A 17505-nucleotide genomic window follows, 5' to 3' on the forward strand; every position below is an offset into this window, starting at 1 on the left:
TCCTTAAGTGTGTTCGGTATTTTGTGGAATGGGCGGCATGACAGCATCCATCAGTTCGAGATGCCCTTTAATCACGCCTTTCAGTGCAATAAATTGTTCGCTAATTTCTTTCAGATCACTGCTCGCGCCCTGCATCAGCATGACTTGCAGGATTTTTTCATCATCCAGCTGGATATGAAGCGAATTGATCACTTGTGCCAGATACTGCTGTTGCAGATCGACCAGCTGACTGCGCAGCGGTTTCAGACTGACGTCATAGAGCAAGGTGAGTGTGCCAACCATGACTTCATCGCGAATCACCAGATCATCAATCAGGTGGCGGTTAATCATGTCGACAATGGCCTGTGAGCGGCTTTCATAATGCTGCTCGACAATTTTTTGGTCCATCGCATGTAACGTGGTTTCTGGCACGGTAATACTGATCCGTGCCAATTTTTGTTTAGGCACGATGTTGATCCTTGGGTTGGTATTGGGAAGACTGTTTAATGTGAAAGCCTGCGCGTATGCTGAGCAGCTCAACCAAAAAGTGAAGCCATGGATGCATTTTTTTATTTGATGTCGGATTGTTCATGTGCATCTCCTGTAAATATTACAAAACCAAAATTTCGTATTACTTAGGAAAATGCAGAAAGTGTGCCAATTTTTAGTTATTTGGATGAGGTGAATAAACTTATATAAAAGGGCGAAAAAAAGCCCCATAACATTGAAATGGGGCTTGTTCTAAAGCAAAAGTAAGTTTTGTATTTCACCGGTTTATTCCATTTTGATTGCTCATGTCCTTGCTATTCTTTTTATACATGAATGGTTAACCGATGTTTGTGATTATGAGTGATCAAGTGTATTGCTCTCCTCTATTTATGTTGTATATAAATAAATGCATTAAGCGTGCCACAATATAAAAATAGAATAGATTTAAGCAGAATGCGTGGCAAATCAATTACATACGTAAAAAGAGGCAAAACAAGAATAATTTATTTTTTAAGTATGCCTAAAAAATAGACCATTTTGCACCATGAGGGTTCGAGGGTGCATCAAAGTGTGGCTGAACATATTAAACTCTTTAAGCGCGGTTTTTGTGAACTCGAGCTCGTAGGTCATTAATACTTATCTTTACAGTTTTTTCAGTTTCAACTTCTTCTGCAATTTTTAATAATTGACGATCTTCTTGAACAAGATTATTTAAAATTTCATTTGCCTTTTCTAAAATTCGTTTTTGACTTTCAAGGCTACGCTTTCCTAAAAGTTCTTGTAAATTCTTTGCCATATTCCATTCATCCCTGAAAATTCCTGTTTTGATTTTAACAAGAAAATTATTCACCTGATGTAATTTTAAGAATGATATTGTTTCGATAAAACCATTAGTGACCACTTCCATTGGGTTCTTTTTAAGGTCTGAAAAGCTTGCGACAAAGCGTGAGTGGATAATATTGTTCATATTAGTCGAGGTCCTAGATATGCAAGTAATCGTCAAGTAATTACCGTTTTAAAGATCTTTTAAAAGACTAATTAGTAGGTCTTTTAGTTAAGTCATATTTATCTTTTAATCACAAAAACAAAATGTTAAAGTTTAATTGGATTAATTTTTAAACTAAAAATTCAACTACAGATAAATATTATTATGAAATTAATAGCACTTAAATTAGAAAATTTTAGGGGATATCAGGGCGAGAACTTGATATATATTGATTCAGATTTAACAGGAATCATTGGTAAAAATGATGCTGGTAAATCTACTATTTTAGAAGCACTAGATATTTTCTTTGAAAACTCTTCTTTAGATAAGAGTGATAAATGTGTGAACTGTACAGAAGAGGATAATATTTCAATAACTTGTATTTTTGATGACATTCCAACTTCTCTAACACTTGATGCAACGTCTGTCACAACTTTACAAGAAGAGTATTTATTAAATTCAGAAGGTTACTTAGAAATTAAAAAAACATTTCGAGTAAATCAAAAAGTCTCTACTGACTTATGTCTCCTTGCTAAGTATCCAGATAATAATGGTTTAGATAATTTGATCATTTTGAAAAATGCAGATTTAAAAGCATTGTTTAAAACAAAAGGGTTAGATATATCTCAAGTACAAGATCAAAGATCTAATACATCTTTAAGACAATACCTTTTTCAATCTGAACCTTTAACATTCAGACTTAAAGAAGTTCCCCTAAATAAAGAAGATGCTAAAAATGTTTGGGACGCCTTAAAGAATTTTTTACCAATTTACGCTTTATTTAAGTCGGATCGAAATAGTAGTGATCAAGACAGTGAAGTCCAAGATCCTATGAAATTAGCAATTAAGCATGCGCTCTCTGAAATTCAACCACAATTACAAAAAATCCAAGAACATATCAAAACTAAAGTTGAAGATGTAGCTGGGCGAACTCTAGAGAAATTAGCCGAAATGGATCCAAATCTAGCACAAGATTTGATCCCAGATTTTTCCAAAGAACCTAAATGGGAATCTATTTTTTCTATGGCGTTAAGTTCAGAACAAGGAATACCTATTAATAAACGAGGAAGTGGTGTCAGAAGACTTATCTTATTAAATTTTTTTAGAGCTGAAGCAGAGAAAAAATTCCGGGAAGCAAATGGCCGATCAATAATCTATGCTATTGAAGAGCCTGAAACCTCACAACATCCTGATTATCAGGAGATGTTAATAAAAGCACTTCTTGATTTATCTATATTGCCAAAAACTCAAATATTAGTAACTACTCATACCCCAGCCTTAGCGGGACTGATGCCTATTAGTAGTTTAAGATACATAACTAAGGATGAAAAAAATCAACATGTGATAGCCCATGCTGATTGTAATCACATTTTAAAATCAATCAGTTCAGATTTAGGCATACATCCTTTTGGTGATATTTCTAATCTTCAATGTCGTGGATATATCTTTGTTGAAGGTGTTTCAGATGTTGTATTTTTAAAGCACATATTTACAAAATTTGCAGAAAATGGATTGATTCAAAAAGATTATATCGCTGAATTAGATGTACAACTTCTGATTAGTGGTGGAAGTGACAACTTAAAACATTGGGTAAATTATAAACTCATAGAATCCTTACAAAAACCATGGGCTGTATTTTTTGACTCAGACAATGATGGTCAAAAATGTCCTAAATATCAGCAAAATTTAGCCATAAAAGCAAAATATCCGAATATAATTTTTCATCTAACAAACAAAAGAGAATGTGAAAACTATTTACACCCAAACCTAATACTTAGGGTAACAAAAAATGAGGTTAATCATTCACCTGATGACTTTTCTGACCAAAAGGTAATATTGCAACCACTCTTGTTGCCATATAAATCAGTTAAGCAAACTAACATTATTGAAAAATTGTGGGACTTAACTACATGCGATGAAATCATACAAAGCTGTACAGACCAACAAGGAAATAATGAATTCCTTAAATTCATTAACCAAATCGAGGAAAGATTTGGTTTAGTGGAATTAGAAAAAAAGACCGCCTAAGCGGTCTTTTTTTCTAATTCCTCAAGCCACTGGCGCTAACGTAAACAACACCTGCCCCGTTTTCACCGTTTGCCCTTTTTCAATGGTAATCGCTTCAACCTTCATACGCTCAGGCGCAATAATCGGAATCTCAATCTTCATCGCTTCAATCACTGCAAGCGTTGCACCTTCTTCCACAATATCCCCCGACTGACATTCAATTTTCCAAATTGAACCCGGCATATGCGATTCCACTGCACAACCACCTTCAGGCACTTCAACACCCTCACCATCATCCACGGCATCCAGGCTTTCAGAGACATATTCTGCAAGCCCTGCTTCATGCCAACGTTTACGCTCCGCATCAAAGTTGGCTTGTTGTACCGCTTTAAAGGCAGAAATAGATTCTTGATTTTCCGTTAAGAAGTCATTGTATTCTTTGAGGTTCAATACACCTTCTTCAATACGCAGTTTTAAACGACCCGCTTTAAAGTCCTCACGCATTTGCATGAGTTCCGCTTCAGACACTTCATAAAACTTAATTTGGTCAAAGAAGCGTAATAACCACGGCATACCTTGCTCAAAATCAGGGTTTTTACGGTATCGTGACCACATTTGCGAGGTACGACCGACAAACTGATAGCCACCCGGACCCTCCATACCGTAAACACACATATACGCACCGCCAATACCGACAGCATTCTCAGGTGTCCAAGTACGCGCAGGGTTATATTTGGTAGTGACTAAACGCTGACGCGGATCAAGTGGTGTTGCTACAGGCGCACCTAAGTACACATCGCCCAAGCCCATGACCAGATAACTCGCGTTATAAACCACGTCTTTTACGGCTTGTTTGTCTTTTAAACCATTGATACGACGGATAAATTCGATATTGTCCGGACACCACGGTGCATCTGGGCGCACGGTTTGCATATAACGTTCAGTGGCAAGTTGGGTTTGTGAATCTTCCCAAGCAAGCGGTAAATACACAGTACGTGATGGCACTTGCATCTCGGTCACATCAGGCAGTTGCTCTTCCGCCACTTGTAGCATACGCAATAAATCAATCTGATCGAGCTGGGTCGAATCAAAATGGATTTGCAGTGAACGAATGCCCGGTGTGAGGTCGATAATGCCTTGAATGTTTTTATCTTTCACCCATTGCATTAGCGCATGAATACGGAAACGCAGGTTTAAATCTAAAACCAATTCGCCATATTCAACGAGCATATAGTTGTTGCCCGCAGGACGATACACCACATCAGGCGTACCATTTTGACCTTTTAAGGTATCTAAAATGGCAGATTTCAGCGTGCTAATTTCAGGATAGAACGATTCATCAAAAGCGACGGCTTGCGTATCTTGAGCAGTTAATTGCGCATGATATTTTTCATTCAGCAGTTTGGCTTGATGGTAGCTCACAGGCACAAATTTGACTTTATCACCGGCTTTCAGCTGACCGAGTTTCCAAAGTTCAGAATTGATCACCACCGCAGGACAGACAAAACCACCAAGGCTTGGACCATCTGGACCTAAGATAATTGGCATATCCCCAGTGAAATCAATCGCACCAATTGCGTATGCATTGTCATGAATATTGGATGGATGTAGACCCGCTTCACCACCGTCCTGACGTGCCCATTCAGGTTTAGGCCCAATCAAACGGATACCGGTACGGCTTGAGTTAAAGTGAATTTCAAATTCGTTAGCAAAGAACGTATCAATGTCGTTTTTGGTAAAGAAATCAGGCGCACCGTGTGGACCATACATCACCGCAATTTCCCAAGTATTTGAGAATGTCGGGATTTGATCTTCTATTAATGCTTTGACGTCATCGGATGTAAATGCCGTGATTGGAAGCATATCGCCAATCAGTAAATTACGCCCTGCATGACCGCCAAATTGACCAAGCGTAAAGGTCGCTTGTGAGCCTAGATACTCAGGCACATTCAGACCACCTTTGATGCCGATATAGGTACGGCAACCTGTGGCGATCTTGCCACATTTCAGCACCTGACCCTTGCGCACATTCACAGTCTGCCACATCGGGACAGACACACCATCCAAAGTCGATGGCATATCACCACCTGCGAGCACAATTTGGCTATCGCAGTGGAATTTTAAACTTGGTCCTTGCAAGGTACATTCGAGACCTGCGGTATTCGGTGCATTGCCCAACAGTTGGTTTGCGACATTCAAAGACAGTGGATCAATCGCACCCGATGGCGGTACGCCCACATCCCAATAGCCCAAACGACCTGTGACATCTTGCACAGCGGTTTGAATACCCGCTTGTAACACTTCAATTTTTTGGGTTTTCCACTCAAAGGTATTTAAAAAGTGTGTGGTTTGCGTGCCTGCTTTAAATACATCGCAGTCGATAATGTTTTGTAGATATTCAAGATTGGTTTCAATGCCTGCCACTTGGGTTTTAGCCAGCGTGTCGGTCATGGTTTGAATTGCTGATTCACGATCATCTGCTGTGACAATGATTTTGGCAATCATCGGGTCATAGAAAGATGAGACATTTGAGCCTGTTTCTACCCATGTTTCATTACGGGCATTGGCATCAAAATCAACATGCGTCAGCAAACCTGCACTTGGTTGGAAATTTTTGATTGGATCTTCGGCATAGAGACGTACTTGGATCGAATGACCTTTAGATTCAAGTTTTGATGTTGGGGCAACCCAATCACCACTGCCTAAAGTCACCATCCATTCAACAAGATCGACACCAAAGACTTGCTCAGTGACGCCATGTTCGACTTGTAGACGAGTATTTACTTCCAAGAAATAAAATTCTTGCGTGTCGGTATCCATCACAAATTCAACTGTACCTGCAGAGCGGTAATTTACCGATTGCATCAATTGAATCGCGACATTTTGAATATAGGCACGTTGCTCATCGTTGAGATGTGGTGCAGGTGTTTCCTCAATCACTTTTTGGTTACGACGTTGCACCGAACAATCACGTTCACCTAAAGCTAAGACTAAACCATTGCCATCACCAAAAATTTGCACTTCAATATGACGGGCATTTTGCACAAATTTTTCGAGGTACAAACCTGCATCTTTAAAGTTGACTTGTGCTAAATAAGACACGGTTGCATAAGCATCTTTCAGCTCTTCCGCATTCCACACCAAGCGCATCCCGATACCGCCACCGCCTGCGGTACTTTTTAGCATCACAGGATAGCCAATACGCTCCGCTTCAAGCAATGCTTCTGCTTCATCAGCCAATAACTGACTACCCGGAAGTAATGGTACATTGGCTTGAATCGCAAGTTCACGCGCCGTGTGTTTTAAACCAAAGGCTTTCATTTGCTCAGCATTTGGCCCCAGGAACACAATGCCTTCTACTTCACACAAATTACAGAATTCCGCATTTTCAGACAGGAAGCCATAACCCGGATGAATAGCTTCTGCCCCAGTTTGTTTGGCAACTTCTAGGATTTTATCGACATTGAGATAGCTTTGGCTTGCAGGTGCATCACCAATCAACACTGCTTCATCGGCTAAAGTCACATGCAATGAATCACGGTCGGCTTCTGAGTAGACCGCAACAGATTGAATGCCGAGTTTTTTAAGGGTACGAATGACACGACACGCAATTGCACCACGGTTGGCGATGAGTACTTTATTAAACATGGCTTACTCCTCGCCTTCACGGATGATTAATTGGATTTTTGTTGGGTTATAGGCATTACATGGGTTATTCAGTTGCGGGCAATTCGAGATCAGCACAATTAAATCCATCTCCGCTTTAATTTCCACATATTTACCTGGTGCAGAAATACCATCATCAAATTTCAGGTGACCGTCTGAAGTCACCGGTACATTCATAAAGAAGTTAATGTTTGGACCGATATGGCGCACATTCAGACCATGCTTTTTCGCAATTGGATGCTGTGACAGTGCAATCATGAAATTGTTGCGGCAACTGTGCATTGGGTATTTGTCATGGGCATAACGTACGGTATTACTTTCACATGAACATGCACCGCCTAAAGTGTCATGGCGACCGCAATTGTCATCATTAATGGTGGCGATTTTATTGCCAAAGTTAGTATATAAAGTTGTGCCTTTTTCGAGATAAATTTGACGGTTCATCGCCAAAGTATCGGTTGCGCTATAACGCTCTTCAGGGTTATGTGCGGAAATAAATAAGGTATCTACCGCTTGGTTGCCTTCTAGATCCACGATACGGAAATACTGGCCTTTTTTGACTTCGCACATCCACGCTTCACCGGCAGGACAAACTTCGCTGAGTACTGATTTTTCTAGGTTTACTAATGCAGTCATGATTATTCCCCTTAAGCAGTTAAAGCGTAGTAGCGGTTATTATTTTGGAACGCACGCTGATTTTGCGGGCATGAATCACGGCAGACATCGGTGTCGCCTAAAGGAAGTGCTTTAAACAGTGAGAGTTGAATATCAGCAGGTACATATTCAGATGAGTTATCTAAGGCATGCGGTGCGCTAGATAAAAACACCAAACAATCCATTTCAAAGCGCAGTTCAATCACTTGATCGGTATTGTCAGACTTCACATAAGACAAGTTGCCGTTGTCATCCGGTTGAACTTTTGAGAAGAGGTTTAAAGTATTGCTTAAGTCCGTAGCCGATAAACCAAACTTGGTCATCTCTAAAAGCAGACTGTCTTTGCCATTGCGGTACATATCGTTACGGGCATCCTGGAAGGTCTTCGTGCCAAACTGTGCTTCAATTTGCGGTGCGGTACTTGGTGCACAAAAAGCATCATTCCAACCGTGGTCATCTTTGACAATTGACACCATCGCACGACCCAAATCTGACGCCAAAATGTGCCCTGTACTTAAAAATGCGCTGTGTTGACCTTTAAGGCTGTCTGGCATGTTATAGGCTTCAAGCTTGTCTTCACTATTCACACAAAACAGTGAAACATTGGTATTTGCGCCCAAGGATTTGAGTTGTAAAACTGCGCCACGTTGAATGCGCGCTGACCAGTGATGGCCACCCGGTAAAAGTTCAGTCCAAAGTGCGGAATCTTCGTGATAAGTAGTTGTGCTCATAACAGCCTCTGCATCTAACTTGTACGGTTTACCTCCCGGGCTTTTATCCCTCCGTGTAGCTTGAGCTTGAAACTTAAGCCGTGAACTCTCGGTCGCAGACCTACATGAATCTTCATGTATCGGAACCCTAGATCACTTTATGATTGAGTAGATAGATGCAAAGGACGTGCCAAACTGGTAATACTATTTTTTATATTCGTAATACTTTTTTTTAAGATGGAACTGATCACTTCAGGTGCAAGGCTCTGAAAAAGGCATCAAGATGTACCAAAATAAAAAAATCCCGGCTTGAACCGGGAGTTTAAAATCTAGAGATGAGAACTCAATCAAACTATTTAAGTTGTAGAGTTATTTACTTAAAATCTCATGCAGCATATTGCGTAACCATTGATGGCTGGTTTTATGATGACAGGACATATGCCAATACTGCTTTACGGAATAGGTCGGGAACGCAATTGGCGCATTAAAGATCTTGAGATTGCCACGTGATAACAGGACTTCACTCAAATAATAAGGCACGGTCGCAATCGCATCGGTTTCCTGCACTACCAGTCCGACTCCCAGATAACTTGGCAGACGCATTAGAATGTCACGCTTAAGTTCCAGATTCAGCAATTCATTTTCAATATGGTAATGCCCCATCCCGGCATCAATATCGATATGGGTTTCATGTAAATACTCTTCGGTCGTGATGCAGTCACCCGTGAGCCGCGGATGGTCTTTCGCAGCGATCACCACATAATACTGTTCAAACAGTTTCTGCTGATAAAAGCCATTCTCCAGATTTGGCAAGAAGCCCAAAGCCAGATCAATCTCACCATTGGCCATTTGATAACTGGTTTCCGAGGTAATCGGACGCACATTCAGACGGATATGGGATGCATGCTGCTTCAGATACTGTGAAATTTTTGGCAATAACACCAGATGTGATACATCGGTCATCGCCAGTGTAAAGCGCTGCTGTGAAGTGACCTGATCAAAATTGATCGTAAAATTATTGATTGCTTCAACTTTGCTCAGTGCTTCGCTGACCAAGGGAAAGAGCTGTTTGGATAGATCCGTAGGTAGCATTTCATTGCCAATACGTAAAAATAAAGGATCACCATAATGCTGGCGAATTTTGTTCAGCAGATTGCTCACCGCTGGCTGGCTCATATCTAAATGATCGGCTGCCTGAGATACGTTTTTAAATTTATAGACATAATAAAAAATACTGAGCAATTTACAGTCAAGTTCAAACACAGAAATACATTTCCTTTAACTTTCTCATCATTCGGACAGGTCTTTCATCCGCATAAGTCTATTGAGGGTCAGATTAAAATATAACACTTCGCAACTATTTTCAGGATTAAACTCGCTGTAATTTTCCGTAAATAAATACTTTTGCCAGATGAATAAATTCATTAAAAAGTACCTTAGCGTAAAATTCCAGCCCGGTTTACTCAGGCCAGTTAAACATTTAAATCGTATGCGATATACTCAGCCACACCCAATAAATGGTAAAAATACAGAGAAATCTTATATGTTTCAGGATAAAAAGCTGGTCTGTTTTGATCTGGATGGTACGTTGATTGATTCTGTAGGCATCTGGAATCAGGTCGATGCAGCCCTGATTGATGAGCTCTCCAACAGAAAAGTCGATTTACATGAGATTCAGCAACAGCGCGATCTTCAACTTACCGCCTTGAGACATAGACCAGATCCTTATCTGGAATATTGTGGATTTTTAAAAGAACAATACGGTTTTGAACCAGCTAAAGAAGAAGTAAAAAATCGTCGTTATACAATTTCCCGACATTTTCTGGATCATATCGTCGAGTTAAAACCTCAGGCCGACCTCCTGATTCACGCTTTAAAACAGCAACAGATATCTCTGGCTTTGACCACCACCACCAGTTTATTCAATGTACAGCGCTATCAGGATAACAATCGAAATATTAATTCTAAAATCAGCTTTGATAAGAATTTTGCCTTGATTCTCACCCGTGAAAATGTCCAGAATATTAAACCTCATCCCGAGGTTTACCTGAATGTTTTGCAAACCTTTAACCTTCGACCTGAGGAATGTCTAATTATTGAAGACTCTTTAGTCGGTGTAGAAGCAGCAAATCATGCGGGCATCGAGGTGGTGGCAATTTATGATCAGCACTCCGCTCATGAAATAGATTTGATCAAAGCCAAAGCGAATTATTTTGTCGAAGATTTTGCTGAATTATTAGGTTTCGTCCCATAAAGCATTCCTAAAAAAAGATATCATGCTTATCCTTTCGCATGACATCTTTAATTTTATCTTGTGCGTAAAATTCTCGCTGACTATTTGGCTTTTTTATAGACTGAACCTGAACCGACCAGATTTCCGGTTTTCTCATCGATTGCGAAATCGACCATACCTGCACCTGCGTTCAGCTGAAGCAGGCCATTTTCGTTCACTGCTGCGGGCATTGGATTCTTTTTCTCGGTTTTACCGGTTTCCTTATCTTTAATAGTATTGGTTATCAGATAATTTTTACCATTTTTGGAAATAACCAGAATATTTTCAAGTTTTGGATTTTCCATGGTGTTTTTCCAGTTGCCCTGATAATCTGGTGCTGGCGTTTCAGGGGTATTACAAGCTGTTAGAAGCACTAATAATGGGATTGCTGAAAAATATTTAAGATATTGCAAAATTGAGACCTTAGATGATAGAACGCGGCCATTATAAAAAGAAGGGACTGTGCCTAAACCATCAACTTGTAGGTGAAGCGTTTCGACCGTAATGAGTTTGTCTAACCTTCGTCATTTTTTTGAAAATGATCTTCATATTCCATTCATGAACTGGGGTGATAAAAAAATCCTCAATAAACCATCCAAATCTATTGAGGAGTACCAAACTGGATAACTGAGAAACTTGAAATAATTAACTCACCAGCTTCGCCTTAAAGTAACTGAACACTGATTTTACTGCGTGAGTTTTTCCGGTAATTTGCTGATTCCATTCATTTGGCAAAGAACATTTTGCCAGTCTTACCCATACGGTAGAAAACTGTTTCATAAAGCTGGCTTCGTTGTAGTGAATACCATATTCTGCACAGAGTGCTTTGACCTTTGGAGCAACCTCAACATAACGGTTGGCCGGCATATCCGGGAACAGATGATGCTCAATCTGATGGCTCAAATTACCACTCAGTATATGCAACCATTGGGTACCGCTAAAATTGCTCGAACCACGAATCTGACGGACATACCATTCTGCACGGGTTTCCTTATCGGTATTGTCCATTTCAAAGGTTTCGGCATCTTCAGTGAAATGTCCGTTAAAAATAACAGCAGAAGCCCACAGGCTACGGATCACATTGGCCACCGCATTTCCGGTAAATACCGGAATAGCATTTGGCCCTGCAATAATTGGGAAAAATACATAATCTTTTAACACCTGACGGCGCATTTTTTTGCGTAAAGGAGCTGCTTCTTCCCAGACTTCTTTCCAGGTCTTGGTTTTATAGGCAATCACGTCTTCCAGATGCAGGCGCTGCAAGCCAACATACCATTCGAAAAACACCATTAACTGAATGCCCAATGGAATATTGAACAGGAAACGTGGTTCCCATTTTTGGGATTCACTGACTCGAATTAGCCCATAACCCACATCATGATCCATCCCCACAATATTGGTATAGGTATGATGAATATAGTTATGCGTATATTTCCAGTCATCGCCGGTTGAAATCGTATCCCAGTCATACGTCACACCATTCAGACTCGGATCATTCATCCAGTCAAACTGGCCATGCATGACATTGTGGCCGAGTTCCATATTTTCCACGATTTTGGAAAGACCGAGCAGACCTGTCCCAGCCAGCCATACCGGTGGTAACCAGCCAGCAAACATCAGCATGCCACGTGAGGCAATTTCACTATAGCGGACAAAGTTACGGATTTTATAAATATATTCGGCGTCTTTTTCCCCCAGATCATCCATGACCTCGCGGCGGATTGCATCGACTTTGGCACCAAATTCCTTAATCTGTTCAGGACTGAGAAATTGGCTTTTGCTATGTCGTTTAAAATCAATTTGCATATTCATGGGAGCACCTTCTTATAGTTTAATTAATGGCTTATCAATAGGTTATAGATTAATCACCACAGGACTCACTGCCTGGGAAATGCACAGTTTGATCTGGGTATTGTTGCCATGATCAACTTCACCGGTCAGGACGTTGCGTACCGAACCACTGACTTTGGTACAGGAACAGGTGTTGCAGATTCCCATCCGGCAGCCATATGCAGGACGCAGGCCTGATTTTTCAGCACTTTCCAGTAAAGTGGCCTGGGCCTGAAACTCTTGCTGCGATCTTAAAAACTGTACCGGCTGCGCCTTAATTTTCTCATCGACTGCAATCTGGAAATATTCTGAATGAAAATTGGCTTTCAAATCCAGTTTATCGATGATTCTCAGTGCAGCTTTCATCATCCCGGCAGAGCCACAGGCATAAATTTTTCGCTCTGTCAAATCTGGCACTAGCTTTTGTAATAAGCCTTGGGTTAGATGCTGCTGGTGTTCCAGCGTATTGAAATGGTGATATTTCAAGTTTTGATGCATTAAAGCCAAGGTTTTCAACTCCGCATGAAAAGCATCATCTCGAGTGAAATAAATCAGGTCGATCTGTTCCAGAGATTGAATGACTGCTTTTTGCAGCAAGGAATAAATTGCGGTAATCCCACTGCCTGAAGCCAGGAATAAAATCGGCTGAGTGGATTTTTGCAATGTGAACTCGCCTTGGGGCTGTGATATTTCGATCACGGCACCAATTTGCATCAGGCTTAAGGCACGTGACACTTTAGCCTGCTGTTTAACCGCAATGATCAGATCACCATTTTTCAATACAGTGACCACAGAATAATGTCGCTGATGACGTACGCCATCGAGCCTGATGGTCACTGCAATATTCTGGCCGGCCTGAAATGACTTGATGTTAAAATTATGATTCGGACGTAAATGAATCTTGAAAAAGTCAGGGCTGATAGCTTGAATACTCATAACAGCAGCTTTAACTTTTTTAATTGCCCAAGTTGGATGGATTTTTTCACCAATAAAATCAATGAAATCTTCCCGTATCCAATGCGGCTGATAGGTTGGCATGCTTGTCATTTTTATCCCCTTATCCGCAGACAGTTTCATTAATGTACAACTGTCTAATTATTATATTGTTCAGGATAAAGAATTCTCATGCTCAGACCATGTCAATACAGGTCAAATTATGTGCTCAACCCCCACAATATAGCTTTTTGTCTAACAATATTCGCTAAAAGTATCGATTCCAACGCTATATCTTGAGAAAAAGAATTTTAAACTTGTACCTCTATCGAATGTTTACATAAAAAACTGACCTCTATTCGAGATCAGTTTGTTGAGTAGCATGTTAAGAGAACTCTTTTGAACTGGACGCTCTAACCTGCCGCCTGTTCCAAAAGAATGGTCCCATATAATTCACGCAGATCCTTTTTCAGCATTTTACCAGTACCACTCAGTGGAATCGCATCAACGAACACGACTCGATCTGGAACCTGCCATTTGGCAACTTTGTCTGCATAATAATCCAGCAGATCAGTCTCAATTAGCTGGCTGCCCGGCTTTATAATGGCAATTAATACGGGACGCTCATCCCATTTAGGGTGCTGGGCAGCAATCACGGCAGCCATCGCAATTTCCGGATGTCCCATGGCAATATTTTCCAGATCTACCGATGAAATCCATTCCCCCCCAGACTTGATTAAATCCTTGGAGCGGTCGCTGAGTTTCATAAAACCATCCTGATTCAGCGTGGCAATATCGCCGGTATCGAACCAGCCATCCTCTGTCAGTGCAGATTCTTCCTTGCCAAAATAATGACTGATGACCCAATGGCCCTTAACCTGTAAGTTTCCTGTGCTAAGTCCATCACGTTCAATTTCATGCGTACCTTTTTCTGCATCGATCAAACGTAAATCAATCCCGAATGGCGGACGGCCTTGAGACAGACGAATCTGCAGTTTTTCTTCATCCGACAGAGACAAATGTTTGGTCTTGAGCTGATTGGCTGTACCCAGTGGACTGATTTCCGTCATGCCCCAGGCATGGATCGTTTCGCAATTAAACTGTTCTTTGAACGCTTTGAGCATGGCCGGTGGGCATGCCGATCCGCCCACTACATTCCGTTTTAGGCTTTCCAGTTTTGAACCTGACTGATTTGCTGCTGCAATCAGCCCCTGCCAGATGGTCGGAACCCCAAGTGCTACCGAAACCTTATAGGTATCAATCAGGTTAACCAGACTTGTCCCGTCCAGACCCGGTCCCGGCAGGATCAGGGTACATCCCACCATCGCGGCAGCATAGGGAGTGCCCCATGCATTGACATGGAACATCGGTACGACAGGCAACATAATATCGGCAGCTGAGACATTTAATGAGTCAGGCAAAATAATTGCATAACTATGTAATACAGTAGAGCGATGGCTATACAGCACACCTTTGGGATTACCTGTGGTTCCAGAGGTATAACACAAGGAACTTGCCGAGTTTTCATCAATCACTGGCCATTCGAAATCTGCATTTTGTCCAGCCAGCAGGTCATCATAAAATTGTACTTCCGGAATCGCTTCTGTTACTGCCGGATCAGCCGCATCCAGACAGATGAAATGCTCTACAGAGGTCAGCAGTGATTTCACTGCTTTAATTAAAGGAACAAATGTCTTGTCGAATAGCACCACACGGTCTGCGGCATCGTTCATAATAAAAATCAGCTGTTCAGGAAACAAGCGCGGATTAATGGTATGACAGACCAGACCACTACCAGAAATGGCATACCAGGATTCTAAATGGCGGTGATTATTCCAGGCAATGGTTGCGACCCGATCTCCCTGCGCCAAGCCAAATTGTTGCAGCACATTGGCAAAACGTTTCGAGTTTTGGTGAATTTCGCCCCAATTGGTAACTTTAATACTGCTATCAGTATTTTTGGAAATTACTTCGGTATCTGCATGATAGCGTCCTGCATGTTCAATCATGCTGCTGATCAGTAAAGGCTGAAACATCATATTTCCGAGCATTCTCCACTCCTTTGTGCTTGTTATTGGTCCGTGTATTGATATCGTTGTTATATATGCATGATGGCTCGGTCTGAGACCGTGACATAATTTTTATCATCATGTGGACTGAATTTAGCAAGGAAATCTGGGTTTGTAAGTATCGAATTGTGACAAATTTACAGAAGTGACTCTGGCGTATAAAATAAGAGCACGATTTATATAGAAATAAAAAAACTCTTCATAGAAAGACTGAGCCTGATATTCAGTTTAATAATCGTGTATTGATTGAATGTCGACTGGCTTAATACAGCTATCCCATTTAATGGTCATGTTTAATAGGGATACTGACCTTAGAAAAACAGTACAACAGGTTAATGTAACGCATGTTTGAAAATAAACTGACATCCACCCTGGTCTTAATTTGTTATATTAAGCATATTAAAATATGCTATAAATCAAGATAATTAGAACAGTCTTAGTTCAGCAAGTGTATGTATAAGTCTGAAAAGTTGGCACAGACAATCCGTCAAATGATTGAAAATGGCGTATGGAAGGCGTATGAAAAATTACCTTCCCTTCGTGAACAGGCCCAATTATCCGGCTATAGTCTGATGACAGTACTGAATGCCTATCAGGAACTCGAAGCCCAAGGTCTGGTCTACGCCAAAGATAAATCAGGTTATTTTGTTGCAGAACGTGCCCAGCCATTCACCCGTAAACAGCCCGTCCAGATTGGTTTAAATTCCAGAATCCAAATCAACTCGGTAGTTTTTAACTTCTTAAAATCAACTCAGCCGGCCGAAATTGTACCTTTTGGTTCAGCATTTCCTAATGCAGAACTATTATATAACGCCAAATTCATGCAGATTCTGGCGCAGCAGGCCAAAAGAAAAAGTAGTTATAACAATCAGAATCACATGCCGCCTGGCAATCAGGACTTACGACAACTGATTGCCAACCGCTATCAACTACAAGGAATCCCATGTCATCCCAATGACATTGTCATTACATCCGGTGCACTAGAGGCATTAAACTTGTCCCTGCAGGCCTTAACTCAACCGGGCGATTTTATCCTGCTACAGCAAACCATATTTTATGGTGCCTGGCAGGCAGCCGAACGTTTGGGGTTGCAAGTGATTACGATTCCTGAACACCCACAATTCGGCTTTGATCTGGAATCATTTGAACAGGCTTTAAAACAGTATCCGATCAAGGTGTGCTGGCTAATGCTGAATGCACATAATCCGATTGGCTTTACTGTTAATCCGGAAATTAAGCAGAAAATTGCAGAACTTTTATATAAATATCAGGTGTATTTGATTGAAGATGATGTTTATCAGGAATTAAATTACGGTTCAGCCAAACCGCTACCAGTTAAATACTTTGACCAGCACCAGAAGGTGCTGCACTGTACATCTTTTTCCAAAACGCTGGGGATGGGTGCACGCGTAGGCTGGGTGTATGCCGGTCCATTTTCTGATGCCATTCAGCATTTACAGCTCATGAGTACTCTAACTGTTAGTCCCTTACTTCAAAATGCGCTGGTCGAGTTTATGTCGCACCATCATTATGAAAAACATTTAAGGCATTTAAGACAGCATTTAGAAAAGTATAAAAAGAAATTTTATCAGGAACTTAAAGCACGTTTAGGAAGCATCTGTGAAATTTACTATTATTCCAGCGGTTATTTTCTCTGGATCGAATTGCCTGAACAACTTGACGGTCAGGTTTTATATGAGCAACTGATTCAGCAGAATATTGCGATTGCCCCTGCACTGCTGTTTAGGCCGGATCATGCCAGCCAACATTATATTCGTCTGAATTGTTCTTATGAATGGACAGCCAGAATTGAAAATTCGATCAATCTGCTGGCAGAAATCATTCTTCAAAATCGCAAAAGCGTGGATTGATTCATCCACGCTTTTATAGTGCTTCTGCTAGATTGCTAAA

At 40.9% G+C, this 17505-nt stretch carries 14 protein-coding genes and 1 riboswitch; of the genes, 3 read left to right on the forward strand and 11 right to left on the reverse strand.

Annotated elements, in window-relative coordinates:
• Nucleotides 1-3: 3 nt before the first annotated feature.
• The 3 genes from VXQ92_RS02440 to VXQ92_RS02450 form a co-directional block, all read right to left on the reverse strand.
• Nucleotides 4-447, reverse strand: a complete 444-nt coding sequence (locus tag VXQ92_RS02440; protein WP_004280384.1) for a CopG family ribbon-helix-helix protein — start codon at nucleotides 445-447, stop codon at nucleotides 4-6.
• The gene (locus tag VXQ92_RS02445) at nucleotides 440-571 is read right to left on the reverse strand and encodes a hypothetical protein (RefSeq protein ID WP_416680248.1); all 132 of its coding nucleotides are present in this window, start codon (nucleotides 569-571) and stop codon (nucleotides 440-442) included. The genes VXQ92_RS02440 and VXQ92_RS02445 overlap by 8 nt, the downstream gene beginning before the upstream one ends.
• 489 nt (nucleotides 572-1060) lie before the next feature.
• Nucleotides 1061-1435, reverse strand: coding sequence for a type III-B CRISPR module-associated protein Cmr5 (locus VXQ92_RS02450; protein WP_278356997.1), 375 nt, complete (start codon nucleotides 1433-1435; stop codon nucleotides 1061-1063).
• A gap of 183 nt (nucleotides 1436-1618) precedes the next feature.
• Between VXQ92_RS02450 and VXQ92_RS02455 the strand changes: the two genes are divergently transcribed.
• On the forward strand, nucleotides 1619-3481 hold the full coding sequence (locus tag VXQ92_RS02455; protein WP_278356998.1) for an AAA family ATPase: 1863 nt from the start codon (nucleotides 1619-1621) through the stop codon (nucleotides 3479-3481).
• Between the two features lie 21 nt (nucleotides 3482-3502).
• Here the strand turns inward: VXQ92_RS02455 and uca are convergent, their stop codons facing one another.
• The 4 genes from uca to VXQ92_RS02475 all read right to left on the reverse strand — a co-directional run bounded on the left by uca (nucleotide 3503) and on the right by VXQ92_RS02475 (nucleotide 9753).
• Nucleotides 3503-7108 carry an urea carboxylase gene (uca, locus tag VXQ92_RS02460; protein ID WP_416680249.1) on the reverse strand — a complete coding sequence of 1202 codons (3606 nt, stop codon included), beginning with the start codon at nucleotides 7106-7108 and terminating at the stop codon, nucleotides 3503-3505.
• Between the two features lie 3 nt (nucleotides 7109-7111).
• The gene (locus tag VXQ92_RS02465; protein WP_144724712.1) at nucleotides 7112-7762 is read right to left on the reverse strand and encodes an urea amidolyase associated protein UAAP2; all 651 of its coding nucleotides are present in this window, start codon (nucleotides 7760-7762) and stop codon (nucleotides 7112-7114) included.
• Between the two features lie 11 nt (nucleotides 7763-7773).
• A complete protein-coding gene (locus tag VXQ92_RS02470; RefSeq protein WP_064102896.1) occupies nucleotides 7774-8511 on the reverse strand; it encodes an urea amidolyase associated protein UAAP1 in 738 nt (245 codons plus the stop codon).
• Between the two features lie 30 nt (nucleotides 8512-8541).
• Nucleotides 8542-8653, reverse strand: a riboswitch (guanidine-I (ykkC/yxkD leader).
• Nucleotides 8654-8859: 206 nt separating this feature from the next.
• Nucleotides 8860-9753: a LysR family transcriptional regulator gene (locus tag VXQ92_RS02475; protein WP_416680252.1), complete on the reverse strand. Its 894-nt coding sequence runs from the start codon at nucleotides 9751-9753 to the stop codon at nucleotides 8860-8862.
• A 280-nt stretch (nucleotides 9754-10033) separates the two neighbouring features.
• On the opposite strand from VXQ92_RS02475, the gene VXQ92_RS02480 reads away from it, so the two are divergent.
• On the forward strand, nucleotides 10034-10744 hold the full coding sequence (locus VXQ92_RS02480; protein ID WP_416680253.1) for an HAD family hydrolase: 711 nt from the start codon (nucleotides 10034-10036) through the stop codon (nucleotides 10742-10744).
• An 80-nt stretch (nucleotides 10745-10824) separates the two neighbouring features.
• Here the strand turns inward: VXQ92_RS02480 and VXQ92_RS02485 are convergent, their stop codons facing one another.
• The 4 genes from VXQ92_RS02485 to VXQ92_RS02500 form a co-directional block, all read right to left on the reverse strand.
• Nucleotides 10825-11175 carry a hypothetical protein gene (locus VXQ92_RS02485; protein WP_416680255.1) on the reverse strand — a complete coding sequence of 117 codons (351 nt, stop codon included), beginning with the start codon at nucleotides 11173-11175 and terminating at the stop codon, nucleotides 10825-10827.
• 232 nt (nucleotides 11176-11407) lie between these two features.
• Complete coding sequence (locus VXQ92_RS02490; protein ID WP_416680257.1) at nucleotides 11408-12574, reverse strand: fatty acid desaturase family protein; 1167 nt, start codon at nucleotides 12572-12574, stop codon at nucleotides 11408-11410.
• 42 nt (nucleotides 12575-12616) lie between these two features.
• Nucleotides 12617-13639: a flavin reductase family protein gene (locus tag VXQ92_RS02495; protein ID WP_416680259.1), complete on the reverse strand. Its 1023-nt coding sequence runs from the start codon at nucleotides 13637-13639 to the stop codon at nucleotides 12617-12619.
• Nucleotides 13640-13938: 299 nt separating this feature from the next.
• On the reverse strand, nucleotides 13939-15576 hold the full coding sequence (locus tag VXQ92_RS02500; protein ID WP_416680260.1) for a long-chain-fatty-acid--CoA ligase: 1638 nt from the start codon (nucleotides 15574-15576) through the stop codon (nucleotides 13939-13941).
• A gap of 470 nt (nucleotides 15577-16046) precedes the next feature.
• Here VXQ92_RS02500 and VXQ92_RS02505 point away from each other — a divergent pair, with 470 nt between their 5' ends.
• The gene (locus VXQ92_RS02505; protein ID WP_064096725.1) at nucleotides 16047-17465 is read left to right on the forward strand and encodes a PLP-dependent aminotransferase family protein; all 1419 of its coding nucleotides are present in this window, start codon (nucleotides 16047-16049) and stop codon (nucleotides 17463-17465) included.
• The last annotated feature ends 40 nt before the right edge of the window (nucleotides 17466-17505 follow it).

Source organism: Acinetobacter sp. 228 (assembly GCF_048147885.1).

Excerpts from the sequence above, each read along its gene's own strand:
- VXQ92_RS02450 (WP_278356997.1), bottom strand. The coding sequence starts at position 1,435 with ATGAACAATATTATCCACTCACGCTTTGTCGCAAGCTTTTCAGACCTT.
- uca (WP_416680249.1), bottom strand. The coding sequence starts at position 7,108 with ATGTTTAATAAAGTACTCATCGCCAACCGTGGTGCAATTGCGTGTCGT.
- VXQ92_RS02465 (WP_144724712.1), bottom strand. The coding sequence starts at position 7,762 with ATGACTGCATTAGTAAACCTAGAAAAATCAGTACTCAGCGAAGTTTGT.
- VXQ92_RS02445 (WP_416680248.1), bottom strand. The coding sequence starts at position 571 with ATGAACAATCCGACATCAAATAAAAAAATGCATCCATGGCTTCACTTT.
- VXQ92_RS02480 (WP_416680253.1), top strand. The coding sequence starts at position 10,034 with ATGTTTCAGGATAAAAAGCTGGTCTGTTTTGATCTGGATGGTACGTTG.
- VXQ92_RS02455 (WP_278356998.1), top strand. The coding sequence starts at position 1,619 with ATGAAATTAATAGCACTTAAATTAGAAAATTTTAGGGGATATCAGGGC.
- VXQ92_RS02490 (WP_416680257.1), bottom strand. The coding sequence starts at position 12,574 with ATGAATATGCAAATTGATTTTAAACGACATAGCAAAAGCCAATTTCTC.
- VXQ92_RS02495 (WP_416680259.1), bottom strand. The coding sequence starts at position 13,639 with ATGACAAGCATGCCAACCTATCAGCCGCATTGGATACGGGAAGATTTC.
- VXQ92_RS02470 (WP_064102896.1), bottom strand. The coding sequence starts at position 8,511 with ATGAGCACAACTACTTATCACGAAGATTCCGCACTTTGGACTGAACTT.
- VXQ92_RS02500 (WP_416680260.1), bottom strand. The coding sequence starts at position 15,576 with ATGCTCGGAAATATGATGTTTCAGCCTTTACTGATCAGCAGCATGATT.
- VXQ92_RS02505 (WP_064096725.1), top strand. The coding sequence starts at position 16,047 with ATGTATAAGTCTGAAAAGTTGGCACAGACAATCCGTCAAATGATTGAA.